This is a genomic window from Cupriavidus sp. YAF13 (assembly GCF_052113425.1).
Classification (GTDB): domain Bacteria; phylum Pseudomonadota; class Gammaproteobacteria; order Burkholderiales; family Burkholderiaceae; genus Cupriavidus.
In genome coordinates, this window is the sequence record NZ_JBFRDD010000101.1 from 1 (window position 1) to 20332 (window position 20332).

A 20332-nucleotide genomic window follows, 5' to 3' on the forward strand; every position below is an offset into this window, starting at 1 on the left:
CGCCGCGGCGGCACGAGCCGCGCGCAGCAGGCCGGCGCGCCCGTCGCCGGCAACCCGAATGCAACCGCCACGAACGCTAGGGCCGACCATGCTTGAGATTCGCAACCTGACCAAGAAGTTCGGCGGTCTGAGCGCCGTGCACGATGTCTCGATCACCTTCGAGACGGGCCATGTCAACGCCATCATCGGCCCAAACGGCGCGGGCAAGACCACCTTCTTCAACCTGATCGCCGGCACCCATGCGCCCAGCTCCGGGCAGATCCTGCTCAAGGGCCGGGACGTGGCCGGCCTGCGCGCCGACCAGATCGCCCGGCTCGGCGTGGCCCGCACCTTCCAGGCCACGCACCTGTTCGACCGCGCCACCGTGCTGGACAACCTGATCGTGGGCCACCGGCTGCGCACGCAAGCGGGGCTGGCCGACGTGATCTTCAACACGCGCCGGCTGCGCGAGGAAGAACGGCTGTGCCGCGCCAAGGCCGAGGAAGCGCTCGACTTCGTGGGCCTGGCGCACCTCGCGCATGAAGTGGCGGCGGACATCACCCAGGAAGAGCGCAAGCGCGTGGCCTTTGCGCTGGCGCTGGCCACCGATGCCGAACTGCTGCTGCTCGACGAGCCCGCGGGCGGCGTGAACCCCGAGGAGACCGTGGGCCTGGCCGAACTGATCCGCAAGATGGTCCGCCACGGCAAGACGGTCTGCCTGATCGAACACAAGATGGACATGATCATGCGGCTGGCCGACAAGATCATGGTGCTCAACTACGGCGAGAAGATCGCCGAAGGGTCGCCCGTGCAGATACAGCAAGACCCGCAGGTCATCGAAGCCTATCTGGGAGCCGACCATGTTGCAGCTTGAACGCGTTTCGCTTTCGTACGGGAGCTTCCGCGCGCTCGACAACATCACGCTGAACGCCGCGGCCGGCGAGCTGGTGGTGCTGCTGGGCGCCAACGGGGCCGGCAAGAGCTCGATCTTCATGGCGCTCAGCGGCATCCACCGCACCAGCGGCGGCAGCATGCGCGTTGACGGCCGCGAGCTGGCCGGCATGAAGCCCTCGCAGATCGTGCAAGCGGGGCTGGTGCACTGCCCTGAGGGGCGCAAGCTGTTTCCCGCCATGAGCGTGCAGAAGAACCTGACGCTGGGCGCCTACGTGCACCGCCGCGACTCCGCCGGCATCAAGCGCTCGCTGGAAGAAGTCTTCGAGATGTTCCCGATCCTGCGGCAGAAAAAAGACGATCCGGCCGGCTCGCTGTCCGGCGGACAGCAGCAGATGGTGGCGCTCGGCCGTGCGCTGATGGGGCGCCCGCGCACACTGCTGCTCGACGAACCATCGCTGGGCCTGGCGCCACTGGTGGTCAAGCAGATGTTCGAGGTGATCCAGCGCATCAACCGAGCGGGCACCACGGTGCTGCTGGCCGAGCAGAACGCCTACGCGGCGCTAGGCATCGCCCACCGCGCGTATGTGATCGAGAGTGGCCGCATCGTGATGCAAGGCGACCGCGACACGTTGCTCAAGGACGAAGGGATTCGGAAGGCGTATATCGGAGGATAGGACGCGCCAAAGCCGTTTGAAATGACGACGGCAGTTTACTCCCTCTCCCCCCCTCTCCCGCAAGCGGGAGAGGGGAGCAAAACCAGAACCAGCAGGCAACAACAAACCCAGCACAAACACAACAGGAGACAGCCAAATGCAGACCAAGATGATCCGCCGCTTGTTCCCCCTCGCCGCCACTGCCGTGGCCTCGCTGATGGCCTCGGGTGCGGCCATGGCGCAGGAAGTCGTCAAGCTGGGCTATATCGGCCCGCTGTCGGGCGGGGCCGCGCTGTACGGCAAGAACGTGCTGTCCGGCATCCAGATGGCCGTGGACGAGATCAATGCTTCGGGCCTTGAGGTCAAGGGCAAGAAGGTGAAGCTGGAAGTGGTGTCGCTGGACGACAAGTACGCGCCCGCCGAGGCCGCCATCAATGCGCGCCGCCTGGTGCAGCAGTACAAGACGCCCGCCGTGTTCGTGCCGCATTCGGGCGGCATCTTTGCGCTGCAGGCGTTCAACGAGCAGGAGAAATTCCTGGTGATGGCCTACTCCAGCGTGCCGCGCATCACGGACACCGGCAACAAGCTGACCATCCGTATCCCGCCGTCCTACACCGGCTATATCGAGCCCTTCATCAAGGCGCAGATGAAGCGCTATGGCAAGAACGTAGCACTGGCCCCGGCCGACCACGATTACGCCAAGGCCTGGGTGCAGGCATTTGTGCCGGCCTGGGAAGGCGCGGGCGGCAAAGTGGTGGCCAACAACCCGATGTCCTACACCAAGGCCACCGACTTCTACAGCGGCGTGTCACGCGTGCTGGCCGACAAGCCCGACGTGATGTTTGTGGGCGGCCCGTCCGAGCCGACCGCACTGGTGGTTAAGCAGGCGCGCGAGCTGGGTTTCAAGGGTGGCTTCATCGTGATGGACCAGGCCAAGCTGGATGAAATGGCCAAGGTCACCAACGGCCTGGCCATGCTCGAAGGCTCCATCGGCGTGATGCCGCTGGCCAACGACGCCCGCCCGGCCGCGCAAACCTACAACAGCAAATACAAGAAGCTGCATGACGGGCGCGACGCCACCACCGAGATGTCGCTCAACTACACCATGGTCTACGCGCTGGCCGGCGCCATGAAGCTGGCCGGCACCACCAGCGACGTGGCCGCGATCCGGGCCAGGATGCCGGAGGCGGTGAAGACGCTGGCCAAGGATGCCAACCCGAACGAGATCGAGAGCATCGACGCCAAGGGCGGCACCGTTGCCGACACCGTGGTGGGCTGGGTGCAGAACGGCAAGATCGCGCCGGTGCGCCTGTCGGAACTGGCTAAGTAAACCAGCAAGGCCGGCCACGCGGCCGGCACCCGGGTCGGGTGCCGGCTGCCTGAGCCGCCTCAGTGAACCTCATGCCCGTGCTCTTGCGGATTGCCGCCCTGCCCTTGGGCATGCGGTTGCTGCTGCATCGCCACGTGCTGAGCTGACTGCGGCTGCGCGGCGTGCTGTTGCTGGCGCTGCAACTCCTGCTGCCGGCGCTGCTGCTCCTGCTGCTGGCGCTGTTGCTCCTGCTGCTGGCGTTGCTGCTCCTGCTGCTGGCGTTGCTGGTCTTGCTGCTGGCGCTGCATGACCTGTTGCTGGCGCTGTTGCTCCTGCTGGCGCTGCTGCTCCTGTTGCTGGCGCTGCATGTCCTGCTGGTGGCGCTGCTGCTCTTGCTGCTGACGCTGCATCTCCTGCTGCTGGCGCTGCATGGCTTGCTGTTGCTGCATCGCCTGCTGGGCCCGCTGCTGGTCCGCCGCCTGCCGTTGCTGCTGCTGGCGTTGCATTTCCTGCTGCTGTTGCTGCGCCTGCTGGGCCCGCTGCTGGTCCGCCATCTGCCGCTGCTGCTGCTGGCGCTGCATCTCCTGCTGCTGTTGCTGCGCTTGCTGAGCCCGCTGCTGGTCGCCAGCCTGCCGTTGCTGCTGCTGGCGCTGCATCTCCTGCTGCTGTTGCTGCGCTTGCTGAGCCCGCTGCTGGTCGCCAGCCTGTCTTTGCTGCTGCTGGTGCTGCATCTCCTGCTGCTGTTGCTGCGCTTGCTGAGCCCGCTGCTGGTCACCAGCCTGTCTTTGCTGCTGCTGGTGCTGCATGTCTTGCTGCTGTTGCAGCGCTTGCTGCGCCCGCTGCTGGTCACCCATCTGCCTTTGCTGCTGCTGGCGCTGCATGTCCTGCTGCTGGCGGGCCATGGCTTGCGGGTCGGTTTGCAGGGTCCGTCCGTTCTGCTGCACCATGCCGCGCTGCTCAGCCTGGCGTTGCTGAAGCTGCTGGGCTTGCTGGGCTTGTTGGGCTTGTTGGGCTTGTTGGGCTTGTTGGGCTTGTTGGGCTTGTTGGAGCTGCGCGGCCGACTGGCCATTTTGCGGCGGCTGGCCGCGCGCCTGCTCCGGCCGCGTGGTCCAGCCACGCGTGCGCGCGTCGCCGCCCTGCACGGGCGGCTGCCCGCCATGCTCGGTACCCACCAGGCCTTGCGGCACGGGCGCACGGGAGCCGCCTTCCGCGCGCTGCGGCCCGAAGGCTGGATTGCCTTGATTTGCCGGATTTGCTGGAATCCCGCCGTTCGGTGTCCCCGGCCCGCCGGGCATCTGGCCTGCTCCGTTGCGCCCGTGGTATGCCGGTGCCGCCTGGCTCAGCCGGACCGGGGCAGGTGCCATGGCCTGGCCGCCGCCCGGGGCATTGCGCCGGCCCTGCCATACCGGGCCAGCGCCGGGCACGGTGCCACCAGCGCGGGCAAAGCGCTGGGCCAGCTCATCGTCGGCCGGGCGGCCGGGCGCACGTGCCGCAATGGCAGGGCGCGCGAAGCCCTGCATGACCGCCGCCGGGGCCGGCCGCGCGGGCGCCGCACCGATCAGGCTGGCCTTGACGGGCGCCAGCGGCGGCGCGCCGTTGGCTTCGCCCTGCGGCAGGTTGCGCCAAGCCATGCCGTGCCCCCCGGGTGGCACGCGCTGGCCTTGCACGAAGGCGCGTGCCGGCATGCCTGTGATGGCGCCCGGCACGTTCCGGTTGATATAGGTATTGCGGATATGGTTCTCGATCACCTCATTGTTGACGGTGAACTGGTTGATGCGGGTGACGTAGGTCGGGCTGGCGCCATAGACCGGGCGATATGCCTCGCGCGGGCCTAGCGGGTACCAGGCCACGCCGGGGCCACTGCCCGGCCCGCCACCGATAAAGCCAACCAGCGCGGGGGCGTAGACGGGGCGGCCCACCCTCGGGCCCGGCATCCATCCCCAGCGGTCGCCAACGCGGGCCCAGCGCCCATAGTGGGACGGGGCAAAGCCCCAGGGCGCGTCATCGCACCAGCTCCATCCCCATGGCGCCACCCAGGCCCAGTGGCCGGCGCTATAGGGCGCCCAGTCCGCGGCCACCACGCGCGGAAACCAGACTGCGCCATACCCGGGGTCTTCCTGCCAGTCGCCGTAGTCGTCCAGCGCGGCATAGCCCGTCATTTCAGGCGCCACGTAGCGGGCGGACGGCGAGCGGTCCTCCCGCGCGTCGCGCGCCATGGTCCAGCTATCGAAGCCGTCCATGGGCGGGTTGGTGGCGCGGCCGTCCTCGGCCAGGTCGGTGCCGTCGAAGCGCACTTGCTCGCCGCGCCGCATTTCCAGCGAGTGGTTGTCGCCGTACAGCACGGCCGAGCCGTGGTGCATGGTGACGACCGTGGAGCTGCCGTCAGGCGCCACGTCCAGCCGGTAGTCGCCCGGCTCGCGCGGCACGAAGGCCAGGTTGGGCGTATCGATCTCGACCGGCTGGTCGGGCGGCAGCGCGCGCACGCGCAATTGCAGCGTGCCCTGGGTCAGCTTGACCTGGGTAGCGCTGTCGTCGAGGTTGAGCACGGTCACGGCGGTGCCGCTGCCTAGCCGGATCGCCGTGGAGCCGGCGTGCACCTCGGCCCGCCCGCCGTTGTCGACCCAGAGGCGGTCGCCGGTGGTGATCGGCCGGTTCAGCGCGGCCTGCGCCCAATCGTCCGACCCGGCGGGGGCAAAGCTCAGGTTGCCGGCGGCATCGGTCACGGTGGCAATGCGGGCGGAGGGATCGGCGGATTGCGCCAGCGCCGGCAGTTGCCAAGTGACTAAAACGATGCTTGCGGCCAGGAGCAGGATGCGCGCACGCGGGCCAAGCTTGCGGTCAGGGAACATGTGGATACCTCTCGGTCAATATAGGCGCGCGGGCGAACATCTGCCGCCTCTGCTGTCACCATACTTCCGATAACGTCAGGCCGCCGGACTGGCGCACTTGACTTTGTAAGCACATATTTCCCTTGTTTCCCTGCGCAGCCGCGCCGGGAAGGCACGATCTGGCTGCGCGCCGCCCGCCGTGGCCCCCCGCCCGCGCGCAGGCCACGGCGGGCCAGCGCACGCAGGACAAAGCTGGAAACAATTGCGCATCGGCGCCGGACGCAGGCGAGAGGGGAAAGGCACGGCCGGCCCGGCTTAGCGGGCGGCGGACTGCTGCAGGAACTCGGTGAACTTGTCGGCGGACATGGGCCTGCCATACAGGTAGCCCTGTACCTCGTGGCAGCCGTTCTCGGAGAGGAAATCCCGCTGTTCAACGGTTTCCACGCCCTCGGCCACCACGCCGATGCCCAGGCTGCCACCGACGTTCACCATGGCGCGCACGATGGCGGCGTCGACCGGGTTCTGCGTAACATTGCGGATAAACGACTGGTCGATCTTGATACGGTCCACGGGGAAGGACTTGAGGAAGCTGAGCGAGGCGTAGCCGGTACCGAAATCGTCGCAGGTCAGGGTCACCCCGTCGCGGCGCAGGGTCTGCAACTGCCCGGAAAACTCATCGCCCTGCTGCAGGGCGATGGTCTCGGTGATCTCCAGCTCCAGCCGCTCCGGCGCCAGTGCCAGCTCGCGCAGCACGTGACGGACCTCGGTCAGCAGCCGGCTCTCGCTAAGCTGCGCGGCAAACAGGTTGATGGCCACCCGCGGTGCATCGGCAAACCCGAGCGACCACATGCGCGCCTGGGCGCAGGCGGTGTGCAGCAGCCAGACGCCAACGTCCGCCGCCACGCTGCTGGCGGCCAGCGCGTCGATGAAGCTGGCCGGCGTCAGCAGGCCCTGGGTGGGATGGCGCCAGCGCATCAGCGCCTCTGCGCCAACCACGCGGCCATCGCGCAGGTCGATCTGGGGCTGGTACAGCAACTCGAACTGGCGCTGCGCGTAGGCGTCGCGCAGCGCTTGCACCAGCGACAGGCGGGTCGTCACGTCGGTGCGCATCTGCGGCTTGAAGAAGCGGATGGTGCGGCCGCCGTCGCGCTTGGCCCGGCCGAGCGCCAGGCTGGCCGAGGCCAGGGCATCGGAGGCATTGTCGCCGCCGGCCGGCATCACGCAGGCGCCCAGGCTGGCCAGCACGTGGTGGCGCCGGTTGCCGTACTCGTGGGGCTCGGTCTGCAGCGAGAGGATGGCGGCGCTGACGTGGCGCACCAGGGTGGGATCGGCAATGGAAGGCAGCAAGACGGCGAACTCGTCGCCGCCGACCCGGCCCAGGATGGCGTCGCGCGGCGAGGCGTCGCGCAGGCGGCGGGCCACCCGGCGCAGGATCTCGTCGCCCTCGGCATGGCCATGCATGTCATTGAACGCGCGGAAATCGTCGATGCCAAGCAGCAATAGCGCGCAGCGCGGGGAGGCCTCCGTGCGCAGGCGGCCTTCCAGCGTGTTCAAGAATGCCTGGCGCGACGCTACGCCTGTCAGCGAATCAATGTCCGCGTTTGGCGGGGCGCCGGCCTTCGCCTCTGACCTGGCCACCATGCCTGCCCTGTTCGTGATTATCGACATCGGTCCGATCTGTCTATTTGGCAAGTGTGACTAAAACCAGGAAAAAATCAAGCCAAGTTAAACGATATGTTGCGGCAACAAATTGCAACGCATCGAATCCCCTTACCGCCCGGCGGGCGCCATTGAAATGGCCGGGGCCTTACAGTACCCTACGCCGCTATAATCCGGCCGCTCGCGCCCGGCCCGCGCGCGCGCCAATTCCGGCGCGCCCGGCCGGTCATCGACCGCCCTCCGACAAGAATAAGCAACGGGAAACCGCACCGTGACTCACTGGACCATCCGCACGCGCATCCTGGCAAGTTTTGCCTTCATCCTGGCGGTCATTTTACTCACGGCGGTGGTCGCCTATGACCGCCAGTCGGCCATCCAGACCCATGCGAATGCGCTGCGCGACGATGCGCTCCCGGGACTCTACTACAGCACCGCGATGCGCGGCGCCTGGGGCGAGACCTACGTGCTGGCCTGGCAGAGCGTGACCGCGGCCAATGACGCCGAGCGCCGGCAATACGCCGAGGCCAACTCGGCCCTGCAAAAGCGGCTGGACGGCCTGGAGGCAAAGTACGCCGATTCGATCCGGCGCGCCGACGATCGCGAGCGCTTCGACAAATACCGCGAGCTGCGCCGGCACTATGACGAGGTTTCGGCGCCGCTGTTCGCGGCGACCGGCCCGGAGGTCGCCGCCGCCGAGGCCAAGCTGCGCGGACCCATCCACGCAGCCTGGACTGAAGGCCGCTCGACCGTGCAAGCACTGTTGGAAGATAACAACAAAGTGGCCGAGGAGGGCGCCAGCAGCATCAACCAGGCGGTGCAAACGGCCAAGATCAGCATCGAGGTCTCCCTGATCGCCGCCCTTCTGGAGTCGCTGGTGGCCGGCTACCTGCTGTTCCGCTCCATTACGGTGCCGATGCGCTCGATCGTCAGGCAGCTCGCCGACATGCGCGGCGGCGACTTCCGCCAGCGCCTGGCACTAAACCGCAAGGATGAATTCCTGGAAGTCGAACAGGGCTTCAACCAGATGACCGGCGACCTCACCACGCTGGTCGGGCAGGCCCAGCGCTCGGCCATCCAGGTCACCACCTCGGTCAACGAGATCGCCGCCACCGCGCGCCAGCAGCAGGCCACCGCCACCGAAACGGCGGCCACCACCACCGAGATCGGCGCCACCTCGCGCGAGATCTCCGCCACCTCGCGCGACCTGGTCCGGACCATGACCGAAGTCTCCGGCGCCGCCGAGCAGACTGCCGGCCTGGCCGGCACCGGCCAGGCCAGCTTGTCGCGCATGGAAGCCACCATGCACCATGTGATGGAAGCCGCCGGCTCGGTCAACGCCAAGCTGGCCACCCTGAACGAGAAGGCGGGCAACATCAACCAGGTGGTCACCACCATCGCCAAGGTCGCGGACCAGACCAACCTGCTATCGCTCAACGCTGCCATCGAAGCCGAGAAGGCTGGCGAGTACGGGCGCGGCTTCTCGGTGGTCGCCACCGAGATCCGCCGCCTGGCCGACCAGACCGCGGTGGCCACCTACGACATCGAGCAGATGGTGCGCGAGATCCAGTCAGCAGTGGCGGCGGGCGTGATGGGCATGGACAAGTTCTCCGAGGAAGTGCGGCGCGGCATGTCGGAGGTGACCCAGGTGGGCGACCAGCTCTCCCAGATCATCGGCCAGGTGCAGTCGCTGGCACCGCGCGTGCAGATGGTCAACGAGGGCATGCAAGCCCAGGCGGGCGGCGCGGAACAGATCAACCAGGCCCTGATGCAGTTGTCCGAGGCGGCCCAGCAGACGGTGGAATCCCTGCGCCAGTCCAGCCAGGCGATCGACGAGCTGACGCTGGTCGCCAACGACCTGCGCACCGGCGTGTCGCGATTCAAGGTTTGAGCGCCCCGGGCACCCACGCCACTCCATGAAACTCTTCCTGCTCTTTCGCATCGGGCCCGACCACTACGCGCTGGACGCGAAGGAGATCGTCGAAGTGCTGCCGCTGACCACGCTCAAGCAATTGCCCGAGGCACCGGCCTGGGTCAGCGGACTGCTGGCGCGGGGCGGCCAGGTGGTGCCGGTCATCGACATCAATGCGCTGGCCACCGGCACGCCGGCCGCCAGCCGGACCAGCACACGCACCGTACTGGTGCATTACCGCCGGCACGCGGAGGCGCCCGCGCGCCTGCTCGGGCTACGGCTGGAGTACGCCACCGAGACGCTACGCTGCGAGCCCGCCGAGTTTATCGACAGCGGCGTGGACACCGCCCCGGCCCGCTACCTGGGGCCCGTGCGCAGCGGCAGCCAGGGACTGGTGCAGTGGATCAAGGTCGATGCCCTGCTGCCTGATGACGTGCACGCAAGGCTGTTCCCCGATCTGCCGGCGGCTGACGCCACCGCGCCAAGGCCATGACCACCGCCTCCCATATCGAAGCGCTGCTCAAGGAGCGCATTGGCCTGGACGCCGCCACCGTCGGCCCCGGCATGATCGAGCGCGCGTTGCGCGAGCGCCTGGCAGCGGCCGCGGTGCCCGACCACCACGCGTACTGGAACCTGCTGCACTCGCACCCGAACGAACTGCAGTCGCTGATCGAAGCCGTGGTGGTCCCCGAGACCTGGTTCTTCCGCCATCGCGAGGCACTGCTGGCGCTCGGCCGCTTCGCCGCCATGCGGGTCTTCGGCAGTGATCGCGCGCCGGAGGGCGCCGCGCCCTTGCGCATCCTCAGCGTGCCCTGCTCGACCGGCGAGGAGCCTTACTCGATCGTCATGGCGCTGCTGGACGCCGGCGTGCCGGAGCAACGCTTCCAGGTCGATGCCGTGGACGTGAGCGCCCGCTCGCTGGAGCACGCGCGCATCGGGCAATACGGCAACAACGCCTTCCGGGGCACCCCGCTGGACTTCCGCGATCGGTATTTCACCCCTTGCCAGGGTGGCTACGCGCTTAACGCCAACGTGCGCGCCAAGGTGCGGCTGCTGCGCGGCAACCTGCTCGACCCGGGGCTGATGGCCAATGAGCCGCCCTACCATTTTGTGTTCTGCCGCAACCTCCTGATCTATTTCGATCAGCCCACCCAGCGCCGTTCGCTCAAGATGCTGGAACGGCTGAGCCGGCAGGATGCCACGCTCTTTGTCGGCCCGGCCGAGGCCAGCCTGCTCACGCGGCACGGCTTTATCTCGGCGGGCGTGCCGCTCGCCTTTGCCTTCACCCGGCGCGGCGCGCAGCAGGCGGGCAGCGCCACGCCGGCAATGCAGCGCTACCCTGCGCACCCGAGTGCACCAGCCACGGCCGCCCCGCGACCGTGGCCGCAGCCGCTGGCCGCACGCGGCCATGCGGGCGCCGTCGGCGTGCCGGTGCCCCCGGCACTGGCACCGGTCGCCCCCGCCACCGGCAAAGCGGCCGAGCAGGCCAAGGCCAGCACCGACGCGCTGTCCCGGATCTCGCGGCTCGCCGATCGCGGCGAGCTGGCCGCCGCAGTGACCGCCTGCGTGGCGCACCTGCATGCGCAGGGTCCATCGGCTGCCGGCTACTGCCTGCTGGGCGTGCTCTACGACGCCACCGGCCGTCCCGCCGACGCGCGCGAGTCCTATCGCCGCGCACTCTACCTCGACCCGGCTCACCAGGAGGCGCTCTACCATATGGCTGCCATCCTGGAAGCGCAAGGCGACGGCGCGGCCTCGGCCCGCCTGAGAAACCGCGCACAGCGCAAGACCCCGATCCGTCATGGCTGAGCTCGCATCGCATCCCCTGGCCGCGCATGGCCAGCCGCCCGGCATGGGCACTGTTACGGTCACGGTCGCCGTGGACGATTGCTGGCGCCGCATCGGCGTGCTGGGCGATGGCAGCTGTCCGCAGCTGGCCGAGCACATCCATTGCCGCAACTGCCCAACCTATTCGCGCGCGGCGCTCACGCTGCTCGACAACCTGTCCACCGGCGAAGTCAGCCTCCCGGACGGCCACACCGGTCATGCCAATGCCACCGCGCGCGGGCCTGCCATGTCATGCCTGGTGTTTCGTATCGGCGACGAATGGCTGGCGCTGCCCGCGGGCGCGCTGGCGCTGGTCACCGCGCCCTGCCCCGTGCATTCGCTGCCGCACCGCCGCCACGCCGCGGTACTGGGCCTGGCCAGCGTGCGCGGCAACCTGCTGGTCTGCATTTCGCTGGCACGGCTGCTCGGGCAGGACCCTGCCGCCGGCGCCACCTCCAACGCCACCTCCAACGCCACCTCCAACGCCACCTCCAACGCCGCCGCCAGCGCCAAAGGCAGCGCCGGGCATGGCGCCCGGCTGCTGGTGCTGGGGCAGGGCCGCACCGCCATCGCGCTGCCGGTGGATGAAGTCACCGGCATCGAACGGATCGCCGAAGCCGACCTGCAGCCGTTGCCAACCACCTTGTCACGCGCCTCGGCGCATTACACCCGGGCGCTGCTGAAAAGCGGCCAACGCACGGTGGGCTTGCTCGACCCGGCCCTGCTGCAACAAGCCTTGAAGCGGAGCCTGGCATGAACCCCGACCAGTTGCGCGACGCCTCGCTGCTCGAGCTGTTCGCGCTGGAAGCGCAATCGCAGGCCGAAGTCCTCAACGCCGGCCTGCTGGCGCTGGAGCGCGACCCTGCCGCGGCCGAGCAGCTCGAGGCGTGCATGCGCGCCGCGCATTCGCTCAAGGGTGCCGCACGCATCGTCGGCCTGGATGGCGGCGTGCGCGTGGCCCACGTGATGGAAGACTGCCTGGTGGCCGCCCAGCGCGGCGAGCTGGTGCTGCGGCCCGTGCATATCGACACCTTGCTGCATGGCACCGACCTCCTGCTGCGGCTGGGCTCGCCGCCCGGCGGCGATCTGGACTGGGCTGACCGGGCCGGCAAGGCCGAGGTCGATGCGCTGGTGCTCCGCATGGCCGCGCTGCTGGCCGGCGAGGAGGTGGATGCCGACGCCTGGGCCACGGATCATGCCCCAGCGGCGGCAACGCCTGCGAGTGCATCCGCAGCCGAACCAGAGGCCACGGTGACAGCGGCCGTCCACCCGGCGCTACCCGATGGCCCGGTGGCCGGCATGGTCGCCGATACGGTCGCCGAACTGGTCGCCGAACCGGCCTCCGGCATGGCCACGGCGCCAGCCATGTTCGCGCCCGGCGAAGTCCCCCGCGAGCCGCAAGCCCAGGAGCGCATGCTGCGCGTCAGCGCCGACACGCTGGACCAGCTGCTGGCGCTGTCGGGCGCGGCGATGGTGGAGACGCACTGGCTCAAGCCCTTCGGCAACGCCCTGCAGCAAACCCGGCGCGTACAGATGCGCGCGCTGCAGGCGCTCGACGCCCTGCAGGTCACGCTCGCGGCCAGCGCGGCCGATCCCGCCGCCCTAGCCGCGCTGGCAGAAGCACAGCGCCTGCTGGGCGAGAGCCACCAGCAACTGTCGCAACGGGTCACGGAGCTGGAACAGTACGACCACCGCACCGGCCAGCTTTCGCACCAGCTCTACGACCGGGCGCTGGCGAGCCGCATGCGGCCCCTCGCCGACGGGCTCACCGGCTACTCGCGCATGGTGCGCGACCTGGGGCGCTCGCTGGGCAAGGCAGTGCACCTTGAACTGGTCGGCGAGAGCACGAAGGTCGACCGCGACATCCTGGAGCAGCTCGAAGCGCCGCTGGCGCACCTGCTGCGCAATGCGGTGGACCACGGCATCGAGATGCCCGAGGCGCGCCGCGCCGCCGGCAAGCCGGTCGAAGGCCGCATCACGCTGAACGCGCGCCACAACGCCGGCCGGCTGATGATCGTGATTGCCGACGACGGCGCCGGCGTGGACCTCGACGCCCTGCGCGCCGCCATCGTGCGGCGCAAGCTGGTGCCCGAGGAAACCGTGGCCAGGCTGTCGCAGGCCGAGCTGCTCGACTTCCTGCTGTTGCCCGGCTTCAGCATGCGCGAAACCGTCAGCGAAGTGTCCGGGCGCGGCGTCGGGCTCGACGCCGTGCAGGACATGATCCGCCAGGTGCGCGGCAGCATCCGCCTGACGCAGGAAAGCGGGCGCGGCATGCAGTTCCACCTGGAGCTGCCGCTCACCTTGTCGGTCGTGCGCGCCTTGCTGGTGGAGGTGTCCGGCGAGGCCTATGCCTTCCCGCTGGCCTATGTCATGCAGGCCATCAACCTGGAGCGCGGCAGCATCGAGCAGCTGGAAAACCGCCAGCACTTCCGCTTTGGCGAACGCCAGGTCGGGCTGGTGAGCGCGGCACAGGTCCTGCAGCAGGCGGAGACCCGGCGCGACGAGGACACCGTGCCGGTGGTGGTCCTGGGCGATCACGAACGTACCTACGGCGTGGCGGTGGACCGGCTGCTGGGCGAGCGCATCCTGGTGGTGCAGCCCCTGGTGGCAAGCCTGGGCAAGATCAAGGACATCGCCGCCGGCAGCCTCACCGAGGATGGCACGCCGGTGCTTATCTTCGACGTGGAGGATATGGTCCGCTCCGTGGAGAAGCTGCTCTCGGAGGGCAAGATCGACCGCATCCGCCGCGCGGCCGAGGCAGCCCCGGTACGGCGCAAGCGCGTGCTGGTGGTGGACGATTCGCTCACGGTGCGCGAGCTGGAGCGCAAGCTCCTGTCTAACCGCGGCTATGACGTCACGGTAGCGGTGGACGGCATGGATGCCTGGAACGTGCTGCGCGCGGAAACCTTCGACCTGGTCATCACGGACATCGACATGCCGCGCATGGACGGCATCGAGCTGGTCAGCCGCATCAAGCGTGAGGCCCGCCTGATGCACCTGCCCGTGATGGTGGTCTCCTACAAAGACCGGGAGCAGGATCGCCAGCGCGGCCTGCAGGCCGGCGCGGACTATTATCTGGCCAAGGGCAGCTTCCAGGACGCCGCGTTGCTCGATGCGGTGCAAGACCTGATTGGAGAAGCACGCGCATGAAAATCGGCATCGTCAACGACTCCCACCTGGCGGTGGTCGCCCTGCGGCGCGTCATCGCCCTCGATCCCGCGCTGGAAGTCGCATGGGTGGCCGAGGACGGCGAGAGCGCCGTGCGCATGGCCGCCGTGCGCACACCCGACCTGATCCTGATGGACCTGATGATGCCGGTGATGGACGGCGTCGAGGCAACCCGCCGCATCATGGCCGCCACGCCGTGTGCCATCGTGGTGGTGACCATGGACCTTGGCCGCAACGCCAGCCAGGTCTTCGATGCCATGGGGCAAGGCGCCATCGACGCCGTGGATACGCCCACATTGACCCCCTTGTCGCGCTGGGCGCGTCGGCCGGCGGCCCGGCCGCGCTGGCCACCGTGCTGGGCGGCCTGCCGGCCGGCTTCACCGCCGCCGTGGTCGCGGTCCAGCACGTGGACGAGGCCTTTGCGGCCGGCATGGCCGACTGGCTGGACGCGCAGTGCGCGCTGCCGGTGCGCCTGGCCCGCGAGGGCGAGGCGCCGCAGCCGGGCACCGTGCTGCTGGCAGGCACCAACGACCACCTGCGCCTGGTCAGCGCCTCGCGCATGATTTATACCGAAGAGCCGAGCGACTACCTGTACCGGCCCTCGATCGATGTGTTTTTCGAGACCGTGGCGCAGCACTGGCGCGGTGACGCGGTGGGCGCGCTGCTCACCGGCATGGGCCGGGACGGCGCGCTGGGCCTCAAGGCCATGCGCGAGCGCGGCTACCTGACCATCGCCCAGGACCAGGCCAGCAGTGCCGTCTATGGGATGCCCAAGGCCGCCGCCGCCATTGGGGCCGCCAGCGAAATCCTGCCTTTGCAGCAGATCGCCGCCCGCATCGTACGGGCATGCAATGCCATCAACAACCAGGGGTAGCACAGAGGCGCTAACAACATGAAAAACAACGCAAACCTGGCCGCGCGCGCTTGCGCCGCGATGCCAGGATCATGCTGTTAGCGTCTCCAGGTCGGAGAGCACGAGGAAGACAATGTCTAAAGATACAAACCCTAGAGCGCCCCAGCGCCCGGATGAATACCTGGCCATGGTGCTGCTGGTGGACGACCAGGCCATGGTTGGCGAAGCGGTACGGCGCGAGCTGGAACCCGAGCACGATATCGATTTTCACTATTGCGCCAAGCCTGACGAGGCCGTTGCCGTGGCCGAGCGCACCCGTCCTACGGTGATCCTGCAGGATCTGGTGATGCCCGGCATCGACGGCCTGACGCTGGTGCGCCGCTACCGGGCCAACCCGGCAACGCGCGATATCCCCATCATCGTCCTATCCACCAAGGAGGACCCGCTCATGAAGAGCGCGGCCTTCGCTGCCGGCGCGAACGACTATCTGGTCAAGCTGCCCGACACCATCGAGCTGGTGGCGCGCATCCGCTATCACTCGCGCTCGTATCTCAACCTGCAGCAGCGCGACGAGGCCTACCGCGCGCTGCGCCAGAGCCAGCAGCAGTTGCTCGAGACCAACCTGGAGCTGCAGCGGCTGACCAACTCGGACGGCCTGACCGGGCTGTCCAACCGGCGTTATTTCGACGAGTACCTCGGGGCCGAATGGAAACGCGCCAATCGCGAGCAAAGCCAGCTGGCGCTGCTGATGATCGACGTGGACTCGTTCAAGGCTTACAACGACACCTACGGCCACGTGGCCGGGGACGAGGTGCTGCGCCGCGTGGCTGGCGTGATCCGCGAGAACTGCGCGCGCCCGGCGGACCTTCCGGCGCGCTTCGGCGGCGAGGAGTTCGCCATGATCCTGCCGTCCACCTCGCCCGGCGGGGCGCGGCTGCTGGCCGAGAAGGTCCGGCGCGCGATCGAGTCCCTGCAGGTGCCGCATAGCGGATCGCCGGTGGGGCAGCATGTCACTGTCAGCATTGGGGGCACGGCAATCGTGCCTGGTGCGGATTTGCCATTTAGCCGGATTGTGGAGATTGCTGATGCGGGGCTTTATCAGGCTAAGCGGAGTGGGCGGAATCAGGTTGTGATGACTTCTTGAGGTTTTGGGGTGGGGTTGCAACTGCAACTGTTTAGATTCAACTTCAACTGCAACTGCAGTTTCACCACCCCTGCGGGGCGGCGACCTACTTTTTTGTCTTGCCAAAAAAGTAGGCAAAAAAGGCGCGCCGGATGGGGCGACTACCCCCTCGGGATTTCACGAAAAGAGCGGCCGGGACCCAAACTCGCATCGCCTTAAGGGGCGCGGGCTGGCGGTAGTTTGACCGTATCCGGTGCTGGCGCTACGATTAGCCGCCAKACGCCATCCCATGAATATGGAGTATCGCCCCCCGCCAACGCGCGCCATAGTCTTGACTACCTCAGCCCAAATCATGCGCTCACAGAACCTGTCCGCGGCCCCGGAAGCCGATATCCGCGTCCTGCTGGTCGAGGATGACCCCGCCACCAGCGCGCGCCTGCAAAGCGCGCTGGCCAGCTTGCCGGGCATCCAGGTGATGGCGGCCTGCGCGCAGCGCGCCAGCGCCTGCGAGTGGCTGTCCGCGCACGAGCCCGACGTGCTGCTGTGCGACCTCGGGCTGCCGGACGGCTCCGGCATCGATGTCATCCGCCACGCGCGCCGGCTGCACCCGCGCTGCGATTGCATGGTGATCACCATGTTCGGCGACGAGGCCAATGTGCTGGCCAGCATCGCGGCGGGCGCCACCGGCTACCTGCTCAAGGACGAATCGGACGACAACCTGCGCGCCTCCGTCCTGGAATTGCGCGCCGGCGGCTCGCCGATGAGCCCGGTGATCGCGCGCAAGGTCATCACCCGGCTGCGCAGCGCCAGCGCGCCTGGCATCCCGGCGCCGGACACGCCAGGCATCCCGGGCATGGACGTGACGCTATCCGCCCGCGAGACCGAGGTGCTCGACCTGATCTCGCGCGGGTACACCTATGCGGAAACCGCCGGGCACCTGGCGATCAGCGTGCACACCGTGCAGGCGCATATCAAGAACATCTACGGCAAGCTGGCGGTCAACTCCCGCACCGAGGCCGTATTCGAAGCCCACAAGCTTGGCCTGCTGAAGACCTTGTGAGGCCAATGCCGATGGCTCTGCTGCCCATCCTGCGGCTGGTGTGCCTGAGTGCCCTGTGGCTCGCCATGGGCTGTTGGGTCACCGCCTGCGGCGGCGAGCGCCAGCGTCCGTCGCCGCCATCCGCGCCGGACCCGGCAAACCAGGTGCAGGTACTGCAGCAAGCGCTGGCCGTGGTCCGCCCCGACGGCGCCGGGCAAGGCCAGGCGCCGCAGCCGGCCGAGGTCGCACTGCCCCACGACTGGGACCGCGTCTACCCCGGCCGCGACGGCACGGCAACCTACCGCCTGGATTTTCCCTACCGCGGCGCCGGGCAGGACATCCCCGCGCTGTACCTGGCGCGCGCGGCCAACAGCTTCGAGATGCATCTCAACGGCAAGCTGCTGGCCGCCTCCGGCGCCATGGATGCGCCTGCCCTCTACGGCGGCCAGCGCCCCCTGTACATCCCCGTGCCCGAGGCCATGCTGCGGCCGGAGAACGAGCTGACGATCAAGATCGCCGCCCGCGCCAATGCCAAGGCAGGCCTGTCGCGCATCGAGTTCGGGCCGGGCCGGCTGGTGCATTCGCGCTACCAGGGCGCGCTCTGGTTCCGCGTGATAGGACCGTTGGTGATCACCGCGCTGAGCCTGTTGCTCACGGCGATCTCGCTGCTGATCTGGTGGCGCCAGCGCGATCCGTTGTTCGGCCTCTATGCGCTGGCCGAGATCGCATGGTCGGTCAGCGTGATCGAGCGCCTGCTGGAAAGCGCCCCGTTGCCGCTGCACGCGTGGCAGGTGCTGGTGCTGGCCAGCCGGACCCTGTTCATCGTGGCCACCGCCCGGTTCGCGCTGATCATCATCGACGTTCGCTCGCCGTGGCCGGCATGGCTGGTCACCGCTTTCCTGTGGATCAAGCTGCCGCTGATCGTGGTGATGACATTCCTGTTCAACACCCCCAGCCTCAAGCTGTTCGACTGGGCCATCAACATGCTGATGGCGTGCGGCATCGCCACGACGCTGGCGTGGGCGGCGCTGCGGCGCCCCAGCCGCGAGCGCCTGGTGCTGGCCGCCACGGTGGCGCTGGCCAGCGCGCTGAGCACCGCCGACGTGATCCGCATCCAGTTCAGCAATGACTTTTACTGGGACACCTCGCTGACCAAATACGTCTCGCAGCTGTTCAGCCTCAGCATGGCCTGGCTGCTGGTGGACCGCTATACGCGCACCACCAGCACGCTGGCCGAACTCAACCGCGACCTGGACCACAAGGTTGCGCAAAAGGAGGAAGAGCTGCATCTGCTCTATGCGCGCTCACGCGAGATCGAGCGCGAGCAGGCCACCTTGCGAGAGCGCGGGCGCATCATGCGCGACATGCACGATGGCCTGGGCARCACGCTGGTCGGCGCGCTCAGCCTGCTGCGCTCGGGCCATGGCTCGCCCATGGTGCTGCAGCAACATCTGCAGCAAGCGCTGGATGCCTTGAAGCTCTCGGTGGATGCCATGCAAGACACCGGTGGCGACCTCGCCGTGGTGCTGGGCAACCTGCGCTACCGGCTGCGGGCGCGCCTGGAAGCGGCAAGGCTGCGGGTGGACTGGCAAGTGGAGCGGCTGCCGGCTGTGGCCGGCCTGACGCCGCAGATCGTGCGTGAGCTGCAGTACCTGCTGCTGGAAGCCTTCTCCAACGTCATGCAGCATGCCGGTGGCGCTACGGTGCAAGTGGTGGCGCACAGCTTCGCGGGCACCAGCGCTGAGGCCGAGGGCATCCTGATCGAGATCCGCGACGACGGGCGCGGCTTCGATGCGCAGTCCGGCGCGCAAGGCCACGGCCTGGCCAATATGCGCAGCCGCGCGGCCGCCATTGGCGGCGAGTTGTCGATTGCGTCTTCTGAGCAGGGCACGACCGTCAGCCTGCTGCTCTACCCCGCGCGGTGGGCCGAGGACGAGGCTGCCTGAGCGATGGCCAGGTGCGGCAGTCCTAGCGCGTCTGCTCGATGTCGCTCTGCAGGACGTCGAGATGCGACAGGTATTTGTGCAGTTCTTCGCGTCCGCTATCGGTAATGCAATAGACGCGGCCACTGCCTTCCACCAGCTCCGCCGTGATCGCGCGTGCGATCATCAGGCTGCGCAGGATGGGCCTGAGCGAGCGGATGTTCTTTTCCACCCCGTGCTCGCGCAGGCGGTCAACCAGCGTCATGACCGTCGACGGGCTCGACTGGACAAGCTTCAGGATGTACAGCTTCGAAACGAAGCCATCTAGTGTTGGCGCTCTCATGCGGCTCCTGTGACACACCTGCCAGCGGTGCGATAGAGCAGATCTACATAGGCAGCCCGGGCGCAGCGAGCGCACCCGGGCGTGTTACCTGCAAGCGGCCCGGCCGGCACCAGGCGCGCTTATTAAAAGAAAAGGGGTGCACGAGGCACCCCTTTTCTTGCATTGCGCGCGCCGGCGCGAGGCCGGCGCGGGTGGGGCTTGACGACTACTCTTCCTGGAACGCCTCTTCGCGCTTTGCCTTGATGGAAGGCAGGGCAACGATGGCAACCAGCGAAGCCGCTGCGATCAGCAGGCCCAGCGACAGCGGACGGGTCACGAACACGGTGAACTCGCCACGCGACAGCAGCAGKGMGCGGCGGAAGTTCTCTTCCAYCATYGGCCCSAGCACGAAGCCCAGCAGCAACGGCGCCGGCTCGCACTTGAGCTTCAGGAACAGGTAGCCGATGATGCCGAAGCCAGCCGCCATGAACACGTCGAAGGTCTGATTGTTGACCGAGTACACGCCAATACCGCAGAACACCAGGATGGCCGGGTACAGGAAGCGGTAAGGCACGGTCAGCAGCTTCACCCACACGCCAATCATCGGCAGGTTCAGGATGATCAGCATCAGGTTGCCGATCCACATCGAGGCGATCAGGCCCCAGAACAGCGCGGGGTTGCTGGTCATGACCTGCGGACCCGGCTGGATGTTGTGGATGGTCATCGCGCCCACCATCAGCGCCATCACGGCGTTGGGCGGAATGCCCAGCGTCAGCAGCGGGATGAAGGAGGTCTGCGCCGCGGCGTTGTTGGCCGATTCCGGACCTGCCACGCCTTCGATGGCGCC

The 20332-nt window shown here is 68.1% G+C and carries 15 protein-coding genes and 1 pseudogene; 12 read left to right on the top strand and 4 right to left on the bottom strand.

Annotation, left to right across the window (positions count from 1 at the left end):
- Positions 1–88 precede the first annotated feature (88 nt).
- The 3 genes from AB4061_RS39515 (at position 89) to AB4061_RS39525 (ending at position 2856) form a co-directional block, all read left to right on the top strand.
- Positions 89–853: an ABC transporter ATP-binding protein gene (locus tag AB4061_RS39515; RefSeq protein ID WP_441641502.1), complete on the top strand. Its 765-nt coding sequence runs from the start codon at positions 89–91 to the stop codon at positions 851–853.
- Entirely contained in the window at positions 840–1547 is a 708-nt protein-coding gene (locus AB4061_RS39520; protein ID WP_441641503.1) for an ABC transporter ATP-binding protein, read from the top strand. Before AB4061_RS39515 ends, AB4061_RS39520 begins: the two co-directional genes overlap by 14 nt.
- A 136-nt stretch (positions 1548–1683) precedes the next feature.
- Positions 1684–2856, top strand: a complete 1173-nt coding sequence (locus tag AB4061_RS39525; RefSeq protein ID WP_441641504.1) for an ABC transporter substrate-binding protein — start codon at positions 1684–1686, stop codon at positions 2854–2856.
- Between the two features lie 59 nt (positions 2857–2915).
- Here AB4061_RS39525 and AB4061_RS39530 read toward each other — a convergent pair whose 3' ends face one another.
- Positions 2916–5684, bottom strand: a complete 2769-nt coding sequence (locus AB4061_RS39530; RefSeq protein ID WP_441641505.1) for a DUF6600 domain-containing protein — start codon at positions 5682–5684, stop codon at positions 2916–2918.
- 294 nt (positions 5685–5978) lie between these two features.
- Positions 5979–7304: a putative bifunctional diguanylate cyclase/phosphodiesterase gene (locus AB4061_RS39535; RefSeq protein WP_441641514.1), complete on the bottom strand. Its 1326-nt coding sequence runs from the start codon at positions 7302–7304 to the stop codon at positions 5979–5981.
- A gap of 289 nt (positions 7305–7593) precedes the next feature.
- On the opposite strand from AB4061_RS39535, the gene AB4061_RS39540 reads away from it, so the two are divergent.
- The 9 genes and pseudogenes from AB4061_RS39540 to AB4061_RS39580 all read left to right on the top strand — a co-directional run bounded on the left by AB4061_RS39540 (position 7594) and on the right by AB4061_RS39580 (position 19187).
- Positions 7594–9210 (top strand): methyl-accepting chemotaxis protein, encoded by a 1617-nt coding sequence (locus AB4061_RS39540; RefSeq protein WP_441641506.1) that lies wholly within the window; start codon positions 7594–7596, stop codon positions 9208–9210.
- A 25-nt stretch (positions 9211–9235) separates the two neighbouring features.
- The gene (locus tag AB4061_RS39545) at positions 9236–9724 is read left to right on the top strand and encodes a chemotaxis protein CheW (RefSeq protein WP_441641507.1); all 489 of its coding nucleotides are present in this window, start codon (positions 9236–9238) and stop codon (positions 9722–9724) included.
- Entirely contained in the window at positions 9721–11040 is a 1320-nt protein-coding gene (locus tag AB4061_RS39550) for a CheR family methyltransferase (protein ID WP_441641508.1), read from the top strand. The genes AB4061_RS39545 and AB4061_RS39550 overlap by 4 nt, the downstream gene beginning before the upstream one ends.
- Positions 11041–11083: 43 nt before the next feature.
- Positions 11084–11815 carry a chemotaxis protein CheW gene (locus AB4061_RS39555; RefSeq protein WP_441641515.1) on the top strand — a complete coding sequence of 244 codons (732 nt, stop codon included), beginning with the start codon at positions 11084–11086 and terminating at the stop codon, positions 11813–11815.
- Positions 11812–14208, top strand: coding sequence for a hybrid sensor histidine kinase/response regulator (locus tag AB4061_RS39560; RefSeq protein WP_441641509.1), 2397 nt, complete (start codon positions 11812–11814; stop codon positions 14206–14208). Before AB4061_RS39555 ends, AB4061_RS39560 begins: the two co-directional genes overlap by 4 nt.
- A pseudogene (locus AB4061_RS39565) lies at positions 14205–15100 on the top strand (chemotaxis response regulator protein-glutamate methylesterase). The gene AB4061_RS39560 and the pseudogene AB4061_RS39565 overlap by 4 nt, the downstream one beginning before the upstream one ends.
- Positions 15101–15212: 112 nt before the next feature.
- Positions 15213–16223 (top strand): diguanylate cyclase, encoded by a 1011-nt coding sequence (locus tag AB4061_RS39570; RefSeq protein ID WP_441641510.1) that lies wholly within the window; start codon positions 15213–15215, stop codon positions 16221–16223.
- A 331-nt stretch (positions 16224–16554) separates the two neighbouring features.
- Positions 16555–17262 carry a response regulator transcription factor gene (locus tag AB4061_RS39575; protein ID WP_441641511.1) on the top strand — a complete coding sequence of 236 codons (708 nt, stop codon included), beginning with the start codon at positions 16555–16557 and terminating at the stop codon, positions 17260–17262.
- A gap of 11 nt (positions 17263–17273) precedes the next feature.
- Positions 17274–19187, top strand: coding sequence for an ATP-binding protein (locus AB4061_RS39580; protein WP_441641512.1), 1914 nt, complete (start codon positions 17274–17276; stop codon positions 19185–19187).
- A 22-nt stretch (positions 19188–19209) separates the two neighbouring features.
- Here AB4061_RS39580 and AB4061_RS39585 read toward each other — a convergent pair whose 3' ends face one another.
- Both AB4061_RS39585 and AB4061_RS39590 read right to left on the bottom strand, forming a co-directional pair.
- Positions 19210–19506, bottom strand: coding sequence for a helix-turn-helix transcriptional regulator (locus AB4061_RS39585; RefSeq protein ID WP_043356716.1), 297 nt, complete (start codon positions 19504–19506; stop codon positions 19210–19212).
- Between the two features lie 205 nt (positions 19507–19711).
- Positions 19712–20332 (bottom strand): tripartite tricarboxylate transporter permease (locus AB4061_RS39590; RefSeq protein ID WP_441641513.1); only part of this gene is annotated, 621 nt, incomplete at its 5' end.

Excerpts from the sequence above, each read along its gene's own strand:
- AB4061_RS39515 (WP_441641502.1), top strand. The coding sequence starts at position 89 with ATGCTTGAGATTCGCAACCTGACCAAGAAGTTCGGCGGTCTGAGCGCC.
- AB4061_RS39520 (WP_441641503.1), top strand. The coding sequence starts at position 840 with ATGTTGCAGCTTGAACGCGTTTCGCTTTCGTACGGGAGCTTCCGCGCG.
- AB4061_RS39525 (WP_441641504.1), top strand. The coding sequence starts at position 1,684 with ATGCAGACCAAGATGATCCGCCGCTTGTTCCCCCTCGCCGCCACTGCC.
- AB4061_RS39530 (WP_441641505.1), bottom strand. The coding sequence starts at position 5,684 with ATGTTCCCTGACCGCAAGCTTGGCCCGCGTGCGCGCATCCTGCTCCTG.
- AB4061_RS39535 (WP_441641514.1), bottom strand. The coding sequence starts at position 7,304 with ATGGTGGCCAGGTCAGAGGCGAAGGCCGGCGCCCCGCCAAACGCGGAC.
- AB4061_RS39545 (WP_441641507.1), top strand. The coding sequence starts at position 9,236 with ATGAAACTCTTCCTGCTCTTTCGCATCGGGCCCGACCACTACGCGCTG.
- AB4061_RS39550 (WP_441641508.1), top strand. The coding sequence starts at position 9,721 with ATGACCACCGCCTCCCATATCGAAGCGCTGCTCAAGGAGCGCATTGGC.
- AB4061_RS39555 (WP_441641515.1), top strand. The coding sequence starts at position 11,084 with ATGGGCACTGTTACGGTCACGGTCGCCGTGGACGATTGCTGGCGCCGC.
- AB4061_RS39560 (WP_441641509.1), top strand. The coding sequence starts at position 11,812 with ATGAACCCCGACCAGTTGCGCGACGCCTCGCTGCTCGAGCTGTTCGCG.
- AB4061_RS39570 (WP_441641510.1), top strand. The coding sequence starts at position 15,213 with ATGTCTAAAGATACAAACCCTAGAGCGCCCCAGCGCCCGGATGAATAC.
- AB4061_RS39575 (WP_441641511.1), top strand. The coding sequence starts at position 16,555 with ATGCGCTCACAGAACCTGTCCGCGGCCCCGGAAGCCGATATCCGCGTC.
- AB4061_RS39585 (WP_043356716.1), bottom strand. The coding sequence starts at position 19,506 with ATGAGAGCGCCAACACTAGATGGCTTCGTTTCGAAGCTGTACATCCTG.